This is a genomic window from Pseudomonas sp. S3E12, from assembly GCF_001702295.1.
GTDB classification, from domain to species: domain Bacteria; phylum Pseudomonadota; class Gammaproteobacteria; order Pseudomonadales; family Pseudomonadaceae; genus Aquipseudomonas; species Aquipseudomonas marginalis.
The window spans coordinates 1-15,142 of the sequence record NZ_MBDT01000037.1; the positions used below are offsets into that span (position 1 = coordinate 1).

Here is a 15,142-nt window from a genome sequence, read left to right on the forward strand (position 1 = left end):
GGGGACGAGTTTGTCCATTTTGAAGCTCCTCTAGTCAGTAGGAGCCGACACCATCGCTGCTAAACGATTTGGGGTGGCGGCCATGCGCAGGTTAGCAGACCGGTGACTAGGAACCCGGTGCACCCGAAGGTGCCCTGCGCACGGCCACCATGAAACACGGGCCGAAAAAAAGCGCCCTGCAAAAGGTGGCGCTTTGCGCCTAGTCATATCGGCGGGCTGCTAAACCCGGTCACTGAATTGGCAGTGACCGCCGAAGACTAGCCACGTGATTTGAGCGGCGCAAGCGCTTGGGATTCTCTCGGAAACGTCCTGCAAGTTAAAGGGAAATGTCACGGCAGCGACTGTTCCTGCACTTGCCAAACCCCACCGATTCTGGGAAAACCCCAGCCTTTACGCCTTCAACGAGAACCCCATGAGCCCCGACGAACTCCAGATCACCGACATCCGCCCAGGCACCGGTAAAGCCGTGGTCAAGGGCGCACTGATCACCACCCAGTACACCGGCACCCTGGAAGACGGTACGGTCTTCGATTCGTCCTGGGAGCGGGGCAAGCCGTTCCAGTGTGTGATCGGCACCGGGCGGGTGATCAAGGGCTGGGACCAGGGTTTGATGGGCATGCAGGTCGGCGGGGTGCGCAGGTTGTTTGTGCCGGCGCACCTGGCCTATGGCGAACGGTCGATGGGCGCGCATATCAAGCCCAACAGCAATCTGCGCTTTGAGATTGAGTTGTTGGAAGTGCTGACGCGGGACGATTAACTTCGCAAAAACCTGGCCCACCACCTCGTACGCAGCTGCCGCCTCACATTCAAGCATCGGCGGCTTCAGGATAGGGGTTCCTGAACCCTCCCTGAAGAATCTTCTTATTCACCATATGGAAACTTTCCTACGGTTTACTCTCCTTAAATCGGGGCGTAAGCTTCGCGCGTTTTCATCAATAGCGGAGACCCTCAGTGGGTACTTGTTCGAGTGACAGTTGTCGGCCGGTCTCGGTAACCGGCACATACTTGGCAAGATAACGCGCATTTTTTCGATGCCGTTGTCTCGCCACCTAGCGAGAAGCGGCATCCCGACAGCGGCCAGTCCTGGCCCCTGTGCGATCCCTCTCATCGACGCTGACCAGCACCCGGTTAACCTCGGGATGCTACGGACGCGCCTGTCTTTTACGGCGGGCGGGCCGGGCTGACTGTGCCTATGAAAGGGCGCGGTGGGACAGGCAGTACCTGCTCGACGGTTTTTCCTCGCGCAGGAGTAACACACCATGAACCTCACTCTGTTGAAAGAGTTCTTCGCCGGCTTCCTGCGGACCCGGCATATCGCCCGGCATTTCCGCCGCCTGGCGATGCTCGAAACCGTCACCGATGCCAGCGTCAGCCGCGAAGTGCCGCCCACCCTGGCGCAGACCCTGGTGGTCGCGGCCAACAGCAGTGCCGTGCAATTGCTCGGTACGTTGGGCAGCCATACCGAGGGCTTGAGCAGCCTGGAAGCCGATGCCCTGCGCGTGCAATACGGCCTCAATGAAGTCGAGCACGAGCAGCCGCTGCCGTGGTGGGTGCACCTGTGGCATTGCTACAAGAACCCGTTCAACCTGCTGCTGACCTTGCTGGCGGTGATCTCCTGGCTGACCGAAGACATGAAGGCCGCCACGGTGATTTTCTCCATGGTGGTGCTCTCGACCCTGCTGCGCTTCTGGCAGGAGGCCAAGTCCAACAAGGCCGCCGATGCCTTGAAAGCCATGGTGAGCAACACCGCCACGGTGCTGCGCCGCGATGATGCCAAACGCGTCGAATTGCCCATCAAGCAGTTGGTGCCAGGCGACCTGATCGTGCTCTCGGCCGGGGACATGATCCCCGCCGACTGCCGCGTGCTCAGCGCCAAGGACCTGTTCGTCAGCCAGGCGGCGATGACCGGTGAATCGATGCCGGTGGAGAAGTTCGCCCAGCAGCACGACACCAACACCCGCAACCCGCTGGACCTGGAGAACATCCTGTTCATGGGCACCAACGTGGTGTCCGGCGCCGCGACGGCGGTGATTCTGACCACCGGCAACAGCACCTATTTCGGTGCGCTGGCTCAACGCGTGACGGCCACCGACCGTGCGACCACCTCGTTCCAGCACGGCGTCAACAAGGTCAGCTGGTTGCTGATCCGCTTTATGTTCGTGATGGCGCCGCTGGTGTTGTTCATCAACGGTTTCACCAAGGGCGACTGGACCGAAGCGCTGCTGTTCGCGCTGTCGATTGCCGTGGGCCTGACCCCGGAAATGCTGCCGATGATTGTCACGTCCACCCTTGCCAAGGGCGCGGTGTTCCTGTCGCGCAAGAAGGTCATCGTCAAGCGCCTGGATGCGATCCAGAACTTTGGCGCGATGGATGTGCTGTGCACCGACAAGACCGGCACCCTGACCCAGGACCGGATTTTCCTGGCGCGTCATGTGGACGTGTGGGGCGAAGAGTCTGACGATGTGCTGGAGATGGCTTACCTCAACAGCTACTACCAGACCGGCCTGAAAAACCTGTTGGACGTGGCGGTGCTGGAGCACGTGGAGGTGCATCGCGAACTGAAGGTCGGCACCGCGTTCCAGAAGGTGGATGAAATCCCTTTCGACTTCAACCGCCGCCGCATGTCGGTGGTGGTGGCCGAGCAGGGCCGGCCGCATCTGCTGATCTGCAAAGGTGCGGTGGAGGAGATCCTCTCGGTGTGCAACAGCGTGCGTCATGGTGATGTCAACGAAGCGCTGACCAACGAGCTGCTGGCGCGCATTCGCCAGGTCACTGCCGCGTTCAACGAAGAAGGCCTGCGGGTGGTGGCCGTGGCTGCGCAACCGATGGCCCCGGGGCGCGACACTTACAGCCTGGCGGATGAAAACAACCTCACGCTGATCGGCTACGTCGCGTTCCTCGACCCGCCCAAGGAAAGCACTGCGCCCGCTCTCAAGGCGCTGAAAGCCCATGGTGTGGCGGTCAAAGTGCTGACCGGCGACAACGAGCTGGTCACCGCTAAAATCTGCCGTGAAGTGGGTCTGGAGCAACAGGGCCTTTTGATGGGCAACGACATCGAGGACATGACCGACGCCCAGTTGGCCAAGGCCGTGGAAACCACCAATGTGTTCGCCCGCCTGACGCCCAGCCACAAGGAACGCATCGTGCGCCTGCTCAAGGCGAACGGGCATGTGGTGGGCTTTATGGGCGACGGTATAAATGACGCACCGGCGCTGCGGACGGCGGATATCGGGATTTCGGTGGACAGCGCGGTGGATATCGCCAAGGAAGCCGCCGACATCATCCTGCTGGAAAAGAGCCTGATGATCCTGGAGGAGGGCGTGCTGGAGGGCCGGCGCACCTTCGCCAATATGCTCAAGTACATCAAGATGACCGCCAGTTCCAACTTCGGCAACGTGTTCTCGGTGCTGGTGGCCAGTGCGTTTATCCCGTTCCTGCCGATGCTGCCGATGCACCTGCTGGTGCAAAACCTCCTGTATGACATCTCGCAGATCGCGATCCCGTTCGATCACGTCGACGAGGAAATGCTCGCCAAACCACAACGCTGGCAGCCAGGGGATGTGGGGCGCTTCATGCTGTTTTTCGGGCCGATCAGTTCGATTTTCGACATCACCACGTTCGCACTCATGTGGTACGTCTTCGATGCCAACACCCCTGACCACCAGACGCTGTTCCAGTCCGGCTGGTTCGTGGTAGGGCTGCTGACCCAGACGCTGATCGTGCACATGATCCGCACCCCGAAAATCCCGTTCCTGCAAAGCCGCGCGGCGCTGCCGTTGATGGTGATGACCGCTGTGATCATGGCTGTGGGGATCTTCCTGCCGATGGGGCCGCTGGCGCATTACTTCAAATTGCAGGCGCTGCCGTCGCTGTACTTTGTGTTCCTGCCGGTGATCCTGCTGGCGTACATGGCGCTGACCCAGGCGGTGAAGGGCTACTACATCCGTAAGTTTGGCTGGCAATGAACAGGGACGGTTTCCCATGCAAGCAATCGACAACATCAACCTCAACTCCCTGATCGATACACTGGTCAGCCTCACCGCTGCCTTTATCCTCGGTGGCTTGATCGGCTTCGAGCGCCAGTACCGCCAACGCACGGCGGGCCTGCGCACCAACGTACTGGTGGCGGTGGGCGCGGCGATTTTCGTTGACATGGCCAACCGCCTCGGCGGTGCGGAAGGCGCCGTGCGGGTGGTGGCGTATGTGGTGTCGGGCATCGGCTTTCTGGGGGCCGGTGTGATCATGCGTGAAGAAGGCAATGTGCGCGGTCTCAACACCGCCGCCACGCTCTGGGCGTCGGCGGCGGTGGGGGCGTGCGCCGGTGCCGACCTGGTCCTCGAAGCGTTGCTGGGCACGCTGTTTGTGCTGGCGGCCAATACCCTGCTGCGGCCCATCGTCAATAACATCAACCGCCAACCCCTGGATGTGGTGTCGGCGGAGGTTACCAACATCCTCTATGTGATTGCCCGGCGTACCCAGCAAACCGCGGTATTGGCGTTGCTGGAAGCTGAACTGGCGCGCTGTAACTACCCTGCCAGCGATGTCGATGTACGACCGTTCGGCGCCGAGGAGGTTGAAATCGAAGCCACACTGGCGGTGACCTCGGTAGACGGTGACGAGTTGGACGCCCTGGTGGCGCGAATTTCCCGGTCGACCCTGGTGGTACAGGCGTTCTGGAGCCCCAGCACCACCGAGTAGCCTTTGGAAGATTCTGAGGAAAAGTCCTACATTTAGTCGAGATTATCCCTTCATTGGAAAAAGCACGCGGTTGCTAAGGTTGCGCGCTTGCGCCTGTTCAGGAATCAAGGCGTGGCTGCACATGTTTATCGTGTTTTGCAAAAGGAGGGGCCTGTAGTGCCTGAGGTGTTGTACAGAGTAATCAGTGCCGCTTGTCGGAACTGTTACTTTTCACAGGTAGTGGGGTCTCGCGTGATATGTAAGCGTACTGATCTTCCCAGGGGAGTCTTATGAGCAACAAAGCTTTAATCGTGGATGATCACCCTTTTATACGCGCCACCGTGAAGTATCTGTTGAAGCAGGAAGGCTTCGATACCATCTACGAAGCGGGGAACGGCGCTGACGCCATGCAGATTGCTCGTGAAGAACGTCCGGACCTGGTCATTCTCGACCTGGCGATGCCCAAGCTCGGTGGGTTGGAGGTGATCAGCCGGATCAAGGCACTGGAGTTGCCCTGCAGGATCCTGGTGCTGACCTCGTATCTGGCGGTGTTTTTTTCCACTCGCTGCATGCGCGCCGGGGCGATGGGGTTTGTCGCCAAGACCGGTGAGCTGGATGAGCTGCAAAAGGCGATCAGGGCGATCAGGTCCGGCTACAGTTGCTTCCCCAGCCTGCCCACCAGTTCGGTGCGTCGCGACGACCTGCAATCGACCGAGCAGGAGTTGGTGGATGCGCTATCAGATCGCGAATTGACCGTCCTGCAAAAGCTGGCGCTGGGCCTGGGCAACAAGGATATTGCCGACGACATGCTGTTGAGCCACAAGACTATCAGTACCTACAAGACGCGGCTCAAGGAGAAGTTGCGTATGTCGTCGGTGGTGCATCTGTCCAAGTTCGCCCAGCGCAATCATCTGATCTGAAATGGTCACCTCCCGGCGTGTGAAACGTGCGGCCATCCTGCTGATGGGGCTGTTGCCGTGGGCGGTGATGGCCCTGGAGGAACCGCACGATCTGAAACTTCTGGGCCACTCCACCCTTGAAAACTCTTCCCTGGTGTTGGACGAAGCCGACTGGCGCTGGTTGCGCGAGCGCCGCACACTCACGATGGGGGTGTCGGCGCCCGACTACGCGCCCTTTGACCTGAGTAACAACCAGGAGCTTGAAGGCATCACGGCCGATTTTGCGGCACTGGTTGCCCAGGCGCTGAATATCACCATCGACGTGAAGCGCTACGACACCCGCGATGAGGTGATCGACGCGCTCAAGGCGGGCGCAGTGGATTTCGTGGGGTCGGCCAACGGGTTCGAGGCGGCCGACCCGGAGTTGGTGCTGTCCCGATCCTACGCCAACGACCAACCCGCATTGGTGACGCGTGCGGGAGAAAACCAGGCGCTGAGGGCTGACCTTTCAGGCAAGCGCCTGGCGATGCTTTACCACTACATGCAGCCTGAGGCCGTCCAGGCCTTTTACCCCGATGCGCAATTGCTCCTGTTTGCCTCGACCTTCGAAGCGCTAGGTGCCGTTGCGTTCGGCCAGGCGGATGTGTACCTGGGTGACGCCATCAGCACCCGCTATCTGATCAACAAGAACTACCTTAATAATGTGCGTATGGCGGATTTTTCCGCATTGGAGGTCAACCCTTTCGGGTTCGCATTCGCCAAGGACAATACCCGCCTGTTGGGTATCATCAACACCGCGCTGGCTGCCGTTACGGCCAGTGAGCAAATGGAAATCCTGCGCCGTTGGAGTGCCGGTGGCAGCGGATTCCTGGAGGCGGAGCAACTGCGCTTGAGCGCAAGTGAACAGCGCTGGCTGGAGAAGCATCCGCGGGTGAAAGTGGCGGTGCTCGACAAGTTCGTGCCGTTGTCTTTTTTCAACGAACAAGCGCAATTCGAAGGGTTGAGCGCCGAGGTGCTGTCGCGCATCAGTTTGCGCACAGGTTTGAAGTTTGATGTGGAGCGGGGCAGTTCGCTGCCTCGGCAAATTGAACAGGCCAGTGCCGGTCGCGTGGACATGCTGGCGGTCGTCACGCCGAGTGTCGAACGGTCTGAAAAGATCCGTTTTACCCGACCTTATCTGTCCAGTCCCTATGTCTTGGTGGTGCGCACCGACGACGAGCATCTGGTTACCCTGGAAGATATGACCGGTAAGCGCCTGGCGGTTCTTCGCGGCAACAGCCTGGCCGCGCAAATCAGCCGGGACTACCCAGGCATCGGGTTTGTCGAGGTGGAGAACCCCGAGCAGGCCATGGAATTGGTGGTCAACGGCAGTGTCGATGCGACTGCGGTTTCACTGATGAGCGCGCGCTACATGATCGCCCGCAATTACCGCAAACGGCTGCGCATCACCAGCACCGTAGGGAGTGAACCTGCGCGCATTACCTTTGGTGTAAACCGCAGCCAACTGGAGCTGTACTCGATCCTCGACAAGGCGTTGTTGAGCATTACGCCAGAAGAAATGGACGAGCTGACCAACCATTGGCGCAGCGAGATCATCATCGAAGACAACTACTGGACACGTCACCGCAACATCATCCTCCAGGGGTTTGGCTTGGCTGCGCTGCTGCTGCTGGTCACGCTGGGATGGGCGTTCTACCTGCGCAGCCTGATTCGCAAGCGCGCCCAGGCCGAGCGTGCGTTGAGCGACCAGATGCGGTTCATGAGTGTGTTGATCGACGGCACGCCGCACCCGATCTATGTGCGCGATCGCCTGGGCCGCCTGATGGCCTGCAATAACGCCTACCTGGATGTGTTCGGCTTCAAGTTGGAAGACGTCATCGGTAAGACCGTGGTGGAAACCGACACGGGTAACGCGCCCCAGGCCCAGTCGTTCCATGCCGATTATTTGCGTTTGATGGAGTTGGGCGAGCCGCAGGTTCATGACCGTGTGCTCAAGGTGCCCGGCGGCCAGGTGTTGACCATCTACCAATGGATGCTCCCGTACCGTGACAGCAATGGCAGTGTCGTGGGCATGATCGCCGGCTGGGTGGATGTCAGCGAGCGCCAGCGCTTGCTGGGGCAGTTGCAGGTGGCCAAGGAGGAGGCCGACACTGCAAACCGTGCCAAGACCACTTTCCTGGCGACCATGAGCCATGAGATTCGCACGCCCATGAATGCGGTGATCGGCATGATCGAACTGGCCCTGAAGAACGCCGAGCAGGGCGTGGCTGACCGCGATGCGTTGGAGGTTGCGTCGGTGGCGTCCCGGAGCATGCTGGAGTTGATCGGCGATATTCTCGACATTGCGCGAATCGAATCCGGCCACCTGTCCCTGAGCCTGGAGCCGGCCAATCTGTACGAACTGCTGGCCTCAGTGGCGCGGGTGTTCGAGGGGCTGGCGCGGGACAAGGGCCTGGTGCTGCAGGTGGAGCTCGACCCGTTGATCGACCGGCCGGTGCTGGTTGACCCGCTGCGCTTCAAGCAGGTGGTGTCCAATGTGTTGGGTAACGCGATCAAGTTCACCGCCTCGGGCCAGGTGCGCCTGGGCGCCCAGGGGGCACCGGTGTTGGCCGACGACCAGTTGCACCTGCGGTTGTGGGTGGAGGACACGGGTATTGGCATCAGTGCCGAAGATCAGCAGCGTTTGTTCAACCCCTTTATCCAGGGCAGCAACAACGAACAGCCGGCGCGAAGCGGATCGGGCCTGGGGTTGGTGATCAGTCGTAACCTATGCGAGATGATGGGCGGTCAATTGCACTTGAGCAGTGTGCTGGGCAAGGGCACGCGGGTGGATGTGACATTGACGCTGGCGCTGACAACGGCGGCGCCGGTCAGTGTCCCGGTCCCGCACATTCCGCCAGCGCGCGGGTTGAATATCCTGGTGGTGGATGACTACCCGGCCAACCGCTTGTTGCTGGCGCGACAGCTGATTTTCCTGGGGCATCGCATCACCTTGGCCGAGGACGGCGCCCAAGGATTGTCACTGTGGCAGGCCGGGCATTTTGACGGCGTGATCACCGATTGCAATATGCCCTTCAAGGACGGTTATGCGTTGGCGCGTGATATTCGCGCACAGGAACGCCAGCGTGGGCTGGCGCCGTGCCTGATCCTCGGGTTCACCGCTAATGCCTTGTCGCAGGAAGCCGAACGCTGCCGGCAAGCAGGCATGGACGGTTGCCTGTTCAAGCCGACCGGGCTTGAGGACTTGCGCCTGGCCCTGGCATCACGGACCGCTGGCGCGCTAACGGATGAAGTGGAAGTGGCGTTTGATTTAAGTTCACTGATCATGCTGACGCAGGGTGATAAGGATGCTCTCAACGAGCTGCTGATGCCGTTGCTCAAGAGCCTCGAGGAAGACCGTGCGCTGTTGCCGTCCCTGAAATCGCCGGCTGATTTCGCCAAGCTCCATGACTTGGCTCACCGCGTTAAAGGGGGCGCGCGCATGGTCAAGGCTCAGGTGTTGATCACGTGCTGCGAGACATTGGAAAGCGTGTGTGAGCGGCATGACAGCGATGCATCGGACGCTGCGGTAGGGGCGGTAGCTTCGGCCATCGAACAGTTGCATCACAGCCTGGGCCGGTATGGCAATCAGGCTTGACTGCGGGAGCTGGCCATTCGGTTGATTTGGGAGAACTCCTACGCGAAGGGGGAACATGCCTGATTTTGTCTTCGGTATATGTCTGGAAAATGGGTCTCGCTCACTGACGAGCGCTGCCTGCCCAGGGGTTTGCCATGCCGAACAAAGCACTGACCATCCTGATTGCCGATGAACAGCACCTGCAACGGTTGTACATCGAAAAAATGCTCAATCAGTTGGGGTACCACCGGATCGTGCCGGTACAAACCTTCGAGGAAGTCCAGATACTCACGGCTATCCCGGCCGAACCTTTCGACGTGCTGATCATCAATGCGGGGCTGACGGCCCAGGCCTGTGGGCCCCAGCCCCAGGTGCGCCATGTATTGGTCTACGATCACCTGGATGTGGGCGCGCATCCCGGTGTAACGCCGGCGGTGCTGGTGCGGCTGCCCGGTGTGCCGGACAACGTCAATCTCGAACACTTCATGGACATCATCGACCCACCCGAGGCCACTGCCGGCCTGCGGGTGTTGCCATGGCTGCGCGAGTTATCCCGCACACCGGTGGCGGGGGTTTAGTCCCACTTCGGCGCGATGCCCTTGGGGCTGGTCAAGCGCTGGCCCCGTTCCAGCCCGGCAATGTGCGCCATGTCAGCAGCGCTCAAGGTCAGTTGCAGGGCCTTGAGGTTGCTTTGCAGGTTGGCACGCTTAGTTGAGGACGGGATGACCGCATAGCCCAATTGCATGGCCCAGGCCAAGGTCACTTGCGCCGGGGTGGCCTGATGGCGCTCGGCGATCTGCTGGATCACCGGATCCTTGACTACTTCACCGTAGGCCAGGGTCATGTATGAGGTGATCTGGATACCGTTGGCGGTGGCGAAATCCACAACCTGTCGGTTTTGCAGATAAGGGTGCAATTCGATCTGGTTGGTGGCGATGTGCTCGGTACCCACGGCTGCGATGGCCTGCTTCATCAGGGCGATGGTGAAGTTGGAAACACCGATCTGGCGTGTCAGGCCCAGGCGTTTGGCTTCCAGCAACTGCTCCATGAATTCGGTGACGGGCACCTGGTCTTCCGGCGATGGCCAGTGGATCAGGGTCAGGTCCAGGTAATCGGTCTCGAGCTTGCGCAGGCTTTCCTTGAGGCTTGGGATCAGCCGGCCTTCAGCAAGATTGGCGATCCAGATCTTGCTGGTGATAAACAGCTCGTCCCGCGGGATGCCGCTGGCGGCGATGGCCCGGCCAACGTCTGCTTCATTTTCGTAGATCTGCGCGGTGTCGATGACACGGTAGCCCAGTTCCAGGCCGGTGCTGACGGAATCGATCACCACCTGGCCTTGCAGGCGAAAGGTGCCGAGGCCGAAGGCAGGGACTTTTGGCGTGAGGGTAGACATCGGTAACTCCAATAGGGCCGTAGGCAATGACGTTGAGTATCCCCTCGTCGTTGCTTCGGAAACACCGTCGACGCCGAAAAGGACTCTTGCCTGCACGTCACGAATGGCCTGTGTGCCGCAGGTTCTCATGAGGCGCTGTACCTGCGGCAGCAGCGCCTCGATCGATCAGCCTTAAGCGCGCAGGCGCTCGGCAGCCGCACGCAGCAACTGCTCGGTGGCGGTCCAGCCCAGGCAGCCATCGGTCACCGACACCCCGTATTTCATCGATGGGCTCAATGGCTGGCAGCCTTCGAACAAATGGCTTTCGAGCATCATGCCGATCAGCGAGGTATCGCCCTGCAAGCGTTGCTCCAGCACATCGTTGAACACGGCCGGTTGGCGCAGCGGGTCCTTGTTGCTGTTGGCATGGCTGCAGTCGACCATGATCCGCGGGGTGACCTTGGACTTGGCCAGGTCGTGTCTTACCCGCGCCACGCTCTGCACATCGTAGTTCGGCCCGTGATGCCCGCCGCGCAGCACCAGGTGGGTGTCGGGGTTGCCCGGGGTCTGGATGATCGCCGGATGGCCTTGGCTGTCGACGCCGAAGTGGCGGTGCGGGTGGGACGCCGAGCGCATGGCGTCACAGGCAATCGCGACGCCGCCATCGGTGCCGTTCTTGAAACCCACGGGCATGCCCAGGCCGCTGGCCATCTCGCGGTGGATCTGCGACTCGGTGGTACGCGCGCCAATCGCCACCCAACTGAGCAGGTCATCGAAGTAACCGGCGGCCATGGGTTGCAGCAACTCGGTGGCGACCGGCAGGCCCAGGCGCAGCATTTCGCGCATCAGCTCGCGGGACAGGGTCAGGCCGGCGGCCATGTCATCGCTGCCATCCAGGCGAGGGTCGTAGGCCAGGCCTTTCCAGCCGATCGTCGTGCGGGGTTTTTCGACGTAGGCGCGGATCACCAGCAGCATCTGGTCGCCGACGTCGAGGGCCAGCTTCTTAAGGTTGCGGGCGTATTCCATGGCCGATTCCGGGTCATGGATCGAGCACGGACCGACAATGACCAGCAAGCGTGAATCTTCGCCATTGAGGATGGCGCGCACGGCTTGGCGGTGGGCGTGGATCTGTTCGTTGAGGAACGGGCTGAGGGGCAACTGGTGCTTGAGCTCAAGTGAGCTGGGCAGGCGCTGGGTCAGGGCTTCATTGGCACTGTTCAAGGCAGAGAGGGGCAGAGCGGCGACGGAGGAGTTCATATTCAAGGTTTCCTGGGCAAGCGGCGGGCTATTCCCGCGCGCTCGGCCTACTGGGGTGTTCGACAATTCGCCGTATCGGCGATGTGTGTTGGTTTGCCACCGATAGGTGACCGATCGGAGGCGGCAGGCTGTCCCGAGCGGAGCTGGCTAAATCGCCACGCAGTGCACAAGTCGTAGCGGTAATAGGTGGCGTAGTTCATGTCGTGATTCCCTTAAGTGTTCTTGATCAAGTTGAAAGGTTTATGGAGACCTGAAAAAACAAAACCCCCGGTCGGGGAGCCGACCGGGGGTTAGATTTCTCTGGTAGGCGACCCCTTGGTAAGTGGGCGCCGATTTCAGGTATCAGGCGCGCCAGTGGCTAAACCAATACCCAAAATAAAAGCTGACCAGTGTGCTCGAACCGTTCACACGGGTAGCCGACACCGAGCGCTGGGCGCTGGCAGCAGGGCAAACCTGAGTGTGGGTGAGTTGCAACATGGTGTGTCTCCAAATGTATGGAGGGAGCTTACTCGAGGCACGCAGGCAGATTCAATCAGTAATTTCTATTGCGGTGGGGGACTTACGACTATGGGGGGAGTGCCGATATGCTGTTTGCACTTTGATACTGATTGCTTGGACGCGACCATGACTGCCTTCACCCTTGCTGCTGCTCAATCCATTTCCATCGCGGGCGATGTCCCAGCCAATATTGAACGGCACCTCGCATTTATGCGCACGGCGGCGGAACAAGGTGTGCAATTACTGGTGTTCCCCGAGTTGTCGTTGACGGGGTATGAGCCGTCGCTGGCCGCTGAATTGGCGATTGCGCCGGGGGACAAGGTGCTGGCGCCCCTGCGCGAGATGGCGCGTGAGCTGCGACTGACGGCGGTGGTGGGAATGCCGATCCGACTGACGCCAGAGGCGGGCGTGCTGATCGGTGCGTTGGTGCTGGGAGCGGATGGCTCCCTGGCGGTCTACACCAAGCAGCATCTGCATGCCGGCGAAGAGGCTGTGTTTGTCCCAGGGCAGGGCGGTGCGGTCCTTGAGCGAGGGAATGAGCGGATTGCGCTGGCGGTGTGCGCAGATTTTTCCCAGGCCAGCCATCCCCGTGCCGCGGCGCGAGCGGGCGCCACGGTGTATGCCGCCGGGGTGTTGATCAGTGAGGGGGGGTACGCCACGGACAGTGCGCTGCTTCAAGGCTATGCCGCTGAACATGGCCTGCTGGTGTTGATGGCCAATCATGGCGGCCCGTCGGGTGGCTGGGCCTGCGCCGGTCGCAGTGCGATCTGGGCCGCCAATGGCACTTTGCTTGCTGCTGTACCTGGCGTGGGGGATGCGTTGCTGATTGCCCGTCGCGATGGCGGGGGTTGGGTCAGCCACGTGATGGCTCTCTAATGGCTTTTCACCTGCGCGCTGCAACGGACCAGGACCTGCCCTTTGCGCGGAAGTTGACCCACGAGGCCATGGCCCGCTACTACGTGCAGTACGGATTGTGGTGGTCCAACGAAGGCTTTGATACGGCCTGGGCCGGTCGGGAAAACTGGCTGATTTGCCGGGACGACAGGGTCTTGGGTTTTATCAGCCTGAGCCGCGATAGCCGGGCCCTTTATATTCGCGAGTTGCATCTGCTCGAGGCGTATCGCGGGTTGGGCGCGGGTGGCTGGGTGTTGGAACAGATGGCGCTCAAGGCGCAATCGTTGGGACTGTTGCGTTTGACCGTATTCAAGACCAACCCGGCCAGGAGGCTCTATCAGCGCATGGGGCTCAGCATCGTAGGTGAAGAAGACTGCTTCTGGCGTATGGAGCGTGTTTGTCGCTCAAGCTAAAACGTGCACCCACTCCTTATAAGCGCATACTGGCCTCAGGAGCCGATTTCCTGATCGTTGTTCAGGTCTCCCGTCTCAGCAAGGATGATCCCTTCTTTCATGCCCAAAAGGACCGCTACCTTATGGGCTTCCCCACGCCGTCCCTTTTTGCGCCCAGCGAGCACTTGATAGGTGGTTGCCGGATCTACGCCATGTTCACGGGCGAACGCTTGAACTGACTTTCCTTGATGTTCCAGCCAGGCCTTGGCTTGTGCAGCGGTACGGATTCCGGGCATAGTTCAAAACCGTTCAAGTTTGTTTAATAAGAGATGAATGTGTCACCTCTTGGGGTGTGCCAAATAGGATCATACATCCAAATGAGTGGAATCGGTTCGCGTTTACGGCAAGAAAGGGAGCGACTTGGCCTGTCGCAAAAAGTGTTTGGTGAAATCGGCGGCGTTGAAGCCAACGCACAAGGTAAATATGAAAGTGGAGGGCGTGCGCCTAAAGCGGATTACCTGTCTCGTGTCGCCCAAAGAGGCGTGGATGTACTTTACGTGTTGACCGGCGCAGCCACGCCGATTCAATTGGAAAATCTGAGCCAGATCGAAGAGAAAGTCCTCGGGGACTATCGCGCGATGCTCAAGGAAGACCAGGCTGCGATCCGTCGCCTGACCTCGACGTTGGCCGAGCACTCGATTGCGATGAATGGAAAACCCAAGCCCCAGCCCCAGGATTCCTGACCCTTCGCCCAGCAAATTGAGCCATCCGCCGCCCGGCGGATGGCTGTCGCTCAATCAATCTCTCTCTATATGACGCGTGCTATTAGGTCTGTGCCTTGGTTTTTTGCTAAGGTGTTCAGCAACCTATAAGACCATTTCGCGAGGTGTCTGCTTGATTAGGGTGCTAGTAGTCGATGACCATGATCTCGTTCGTACAGGCATTACACGAATGCTGGCTGACATCGATGGCCTGCAAGTAGTCGGTCAGGCCGAGTCAGGCGAGGAATCCCTGATCAAGGCCCGGGAGTTGAAACCCGATGTGGTGTTGATGGACGTCAAGATGCCTGGCATCGGCGGTCTTGGCGCGACGACCAAATTGCTGCGCAGCCATCCGGACATCAAGGTCGTGGTGGTGACTGTGTGCGAGGAAGACCCGTTTCCGACACGCCTGCTGCAGGCTGGCGCTGCCGGTTACCTCACCAAAGGTGCGGGCCTGGCGGAAATGGTCCAGGCCATTCGCCTGGTGTTTGCCGGCCAGCGCTATATCAGTCCGCAGATCGCCCAGCAATTGGCCATCAAGTCCTTCCAGCCCACCAGCGACTCGCCGTTTGATGCGCTGTCGGAGCGGGAAATCCAGATTGCCCTGATGATCGTCGGTTGCCAGAAGGTACAGACGATCTCCGACAAGCTGTGCCTGTCGCCCAAGACCGTCAACACCTACCGATATCGCATCTTCGAGAAGCTCGCCATCAGCAGTGATGTTGAATTGACCCTGCTCGCGGTGCGCCACGGCATGGTGGACGCCAGCGCCTGAC

Annotated in this window: 13 protein-coding genes; 10 read left to right on the top strand and 3 right to left on the bottom strand. The window is 60.2% G+C overall.

Annotation, left to right across the window (positions count from 1 at the left end):
* Positions 1-412: 412 nt before the first annotated feature.
* From BB029_RS30730 to BB029_RS30755, 6 genes are all read left to right on the top strand, one after another.
* Positions 413-757 carry an FKBP-type peptidyl-prolyl cis-trans isomerase gene (locus BB029_RS30730; protein ID WP_065942148.1) on the top strand — a complete coding sequence of 115 codons (345 nt, stop codon included), beginning with the start codon at positions 413-415 and terminating at the stop codon, positions 755-757.
* 502 nt (positions 758-1,259) lie between these two features.
* The gene (gene mgtA / locus BB029_RS30735) at positions 1,260-3,965 is read left to right on the top strand and encodes a magnesium-translocating P-type ATPase (protein ID WP_065942149.1); all 2,706 of its coding nucleotides are present in this window, start codon (positions 1,260-1,262) and stop codon (positions 3,963-3,965) included.
* Between the two features lie 16 nt (positions 3,966-3,981).
* Positions 3,982-4,698, top strand: a complete 717-nt coding sequence (locus BB029_RS30740; RefSeq protein ID WP_065942150.1) for an MgtC/SapB family protein — start codon at positions 3,982-3,984, stop codon at positions 4,696-4,698.
* A 269-nt stretch (positions 4,699-4,967) separates the two neighbouring features.
* Complete coding sequence (locus BB029_RS30745) at positions 4,968-5,597, top strand: response regulator transcription factor (protein ID WP_065942151.1); 630 nt, start codon at positions 4,968-4,970, stop codon at positions 5,595-5,597.
* A gap of 1 nt (position 5,598) precedes the next feature.
* Positions 5,599-9,213, top strand: coding sequence for a transporter substrate-binding domain-containing protein (locus tag BB029_RS30750; protein ID WP_065942152.1), 3,615 nt, complete (start codon positions 5,599-5,601; stop codon positions 9,211-9,213).
* 134 nt (positions 9,214-9,347) lie between these two features.
* Positions 9,348-9,770, top strand: coding sequence for a chemotaxis protein CheY (locus tag BB029_RS30755; RefSeq protein WP_065926224.1), 423 nt, complete (start codon positions 9,348-9,350; stop codon positions 9,768-9,770).
* Here BB029_RS30755 and dkgB read toward each other — a convergent pair.
* Together dkgB and BB029_RS30765 are read right to left on the bottom strand one after the other, a co-directional pair.
* The gene (gene dkgB / locus BB029_RS30760; RefSeq protein WP_065942153.1) at positions 9,767-10,585 is read right to left on the bottom strand and encodes a 2,5-didehydrogluconate reductase DkgB; all 819 of its coding nucleotides are present in this window, start codon (positions 10,583-10,585) and stop codon (positions 9,767-9,769) included. The genes BB029_RS30755 and dkgB overlap by 4 nt on opposite strands.
* 171 nt (positions 10,586-10,756) lie before the next feature.
* Positions 10,757-11,821 carry a 3-deoxy-7-phosphoheptulonate synthase gene (locus BB029_RS30765; RefSeq protein WP_027603201.1) on the bottom strand — a complete coding sequence of 355 codons (1,065 nt, stop codon included), beginning with the start codon at positions 11,819-11,821 and terminating at the stop codon, positions 10,757-10,759.
* 624 nt (positions 11,822-12,445) lie between these two features.
* Here BB029_RS30765 and BB029_RS30770 point away from each other — a divergent pair.
* Together BB029_RS30770 and BB029_RS30775 are read left to right on the top strand one after the other, a co-directional pair.
* Positions 12,446-13,195 (top strand): carbon-nitrogen hydrolase family protein, encoded by a 750-nt coding sequence (locus BB029_RS30770; protein WP_065942154.1) that lies wholly within the window; start codon positions 12,446-12,448, stop codon positions 13,193-13,195.
* A complete protein-coding gene (locus BB029_RS30775; protein WP_065942155.1) occupies positions 13,195-13,626 on the top strand; it encodes a GNAT family N-acetyltransferase in 432 nt (143 codons plus the stop codon). The genes BB029_RS30770 and BB029_RS30775 overlap by 1 nt, the downstream gene beginning before the upstream one ends.
* Positions 13,627-13,661: 35 nt before the next feature.
* Here the strand turns inward: BB029_RS30775 and BB029_RS30780 are convergent, their stop codons facing one another.
* Positions 13,662-13,901 carry a DNA-binding protein gene (locus BB029_RS30780; protein ID WP_065942156.1) on the bottom strand — a complete coding sequence of 80 codons (240 nt, stop codon included), beginning with the start codon at positions 13,899-13,901 and terminating at the stop codon, positions 13,662-13,664.
* Between the two features lie 81 nt (positions 13,902-13,982).
* Here BB029_RS30780 and BB029_RS30785 point away from each other — a divergent pair, with 81 nt between their 5' ends.
* Both BB029_RS30785 and uvrY read left to right on the top strand, forming a co-directional pair.
* Entirely contained in the window at positions 13,983-14,348 is a 366-nt protein-coding gene (locus tag BB029_RS30785) for a helix-turn-helix domain-containing protein (RefSeq protein WP_065942157.1), read from the top strand.
* A 151-nt stretch (positions 14,349-14,499) separates the two neighbouring features.
* Positions 14,500-15,141 carry a UvrY/SirA/GacA family response regulator transcription factor gene (gene uvrY / locus BB029_RS30790; protein WP_003190387.1) on the top strand — a complete coding sequence of 214 codons (642 nt, stop codon included), beginning with the start codon at positions 14,500-14,502 and terminating at the stop codon, positions 15,139-15,141.
* The last annotated feature ends 1 nt before the right edge of the window (position 15,142 follow it).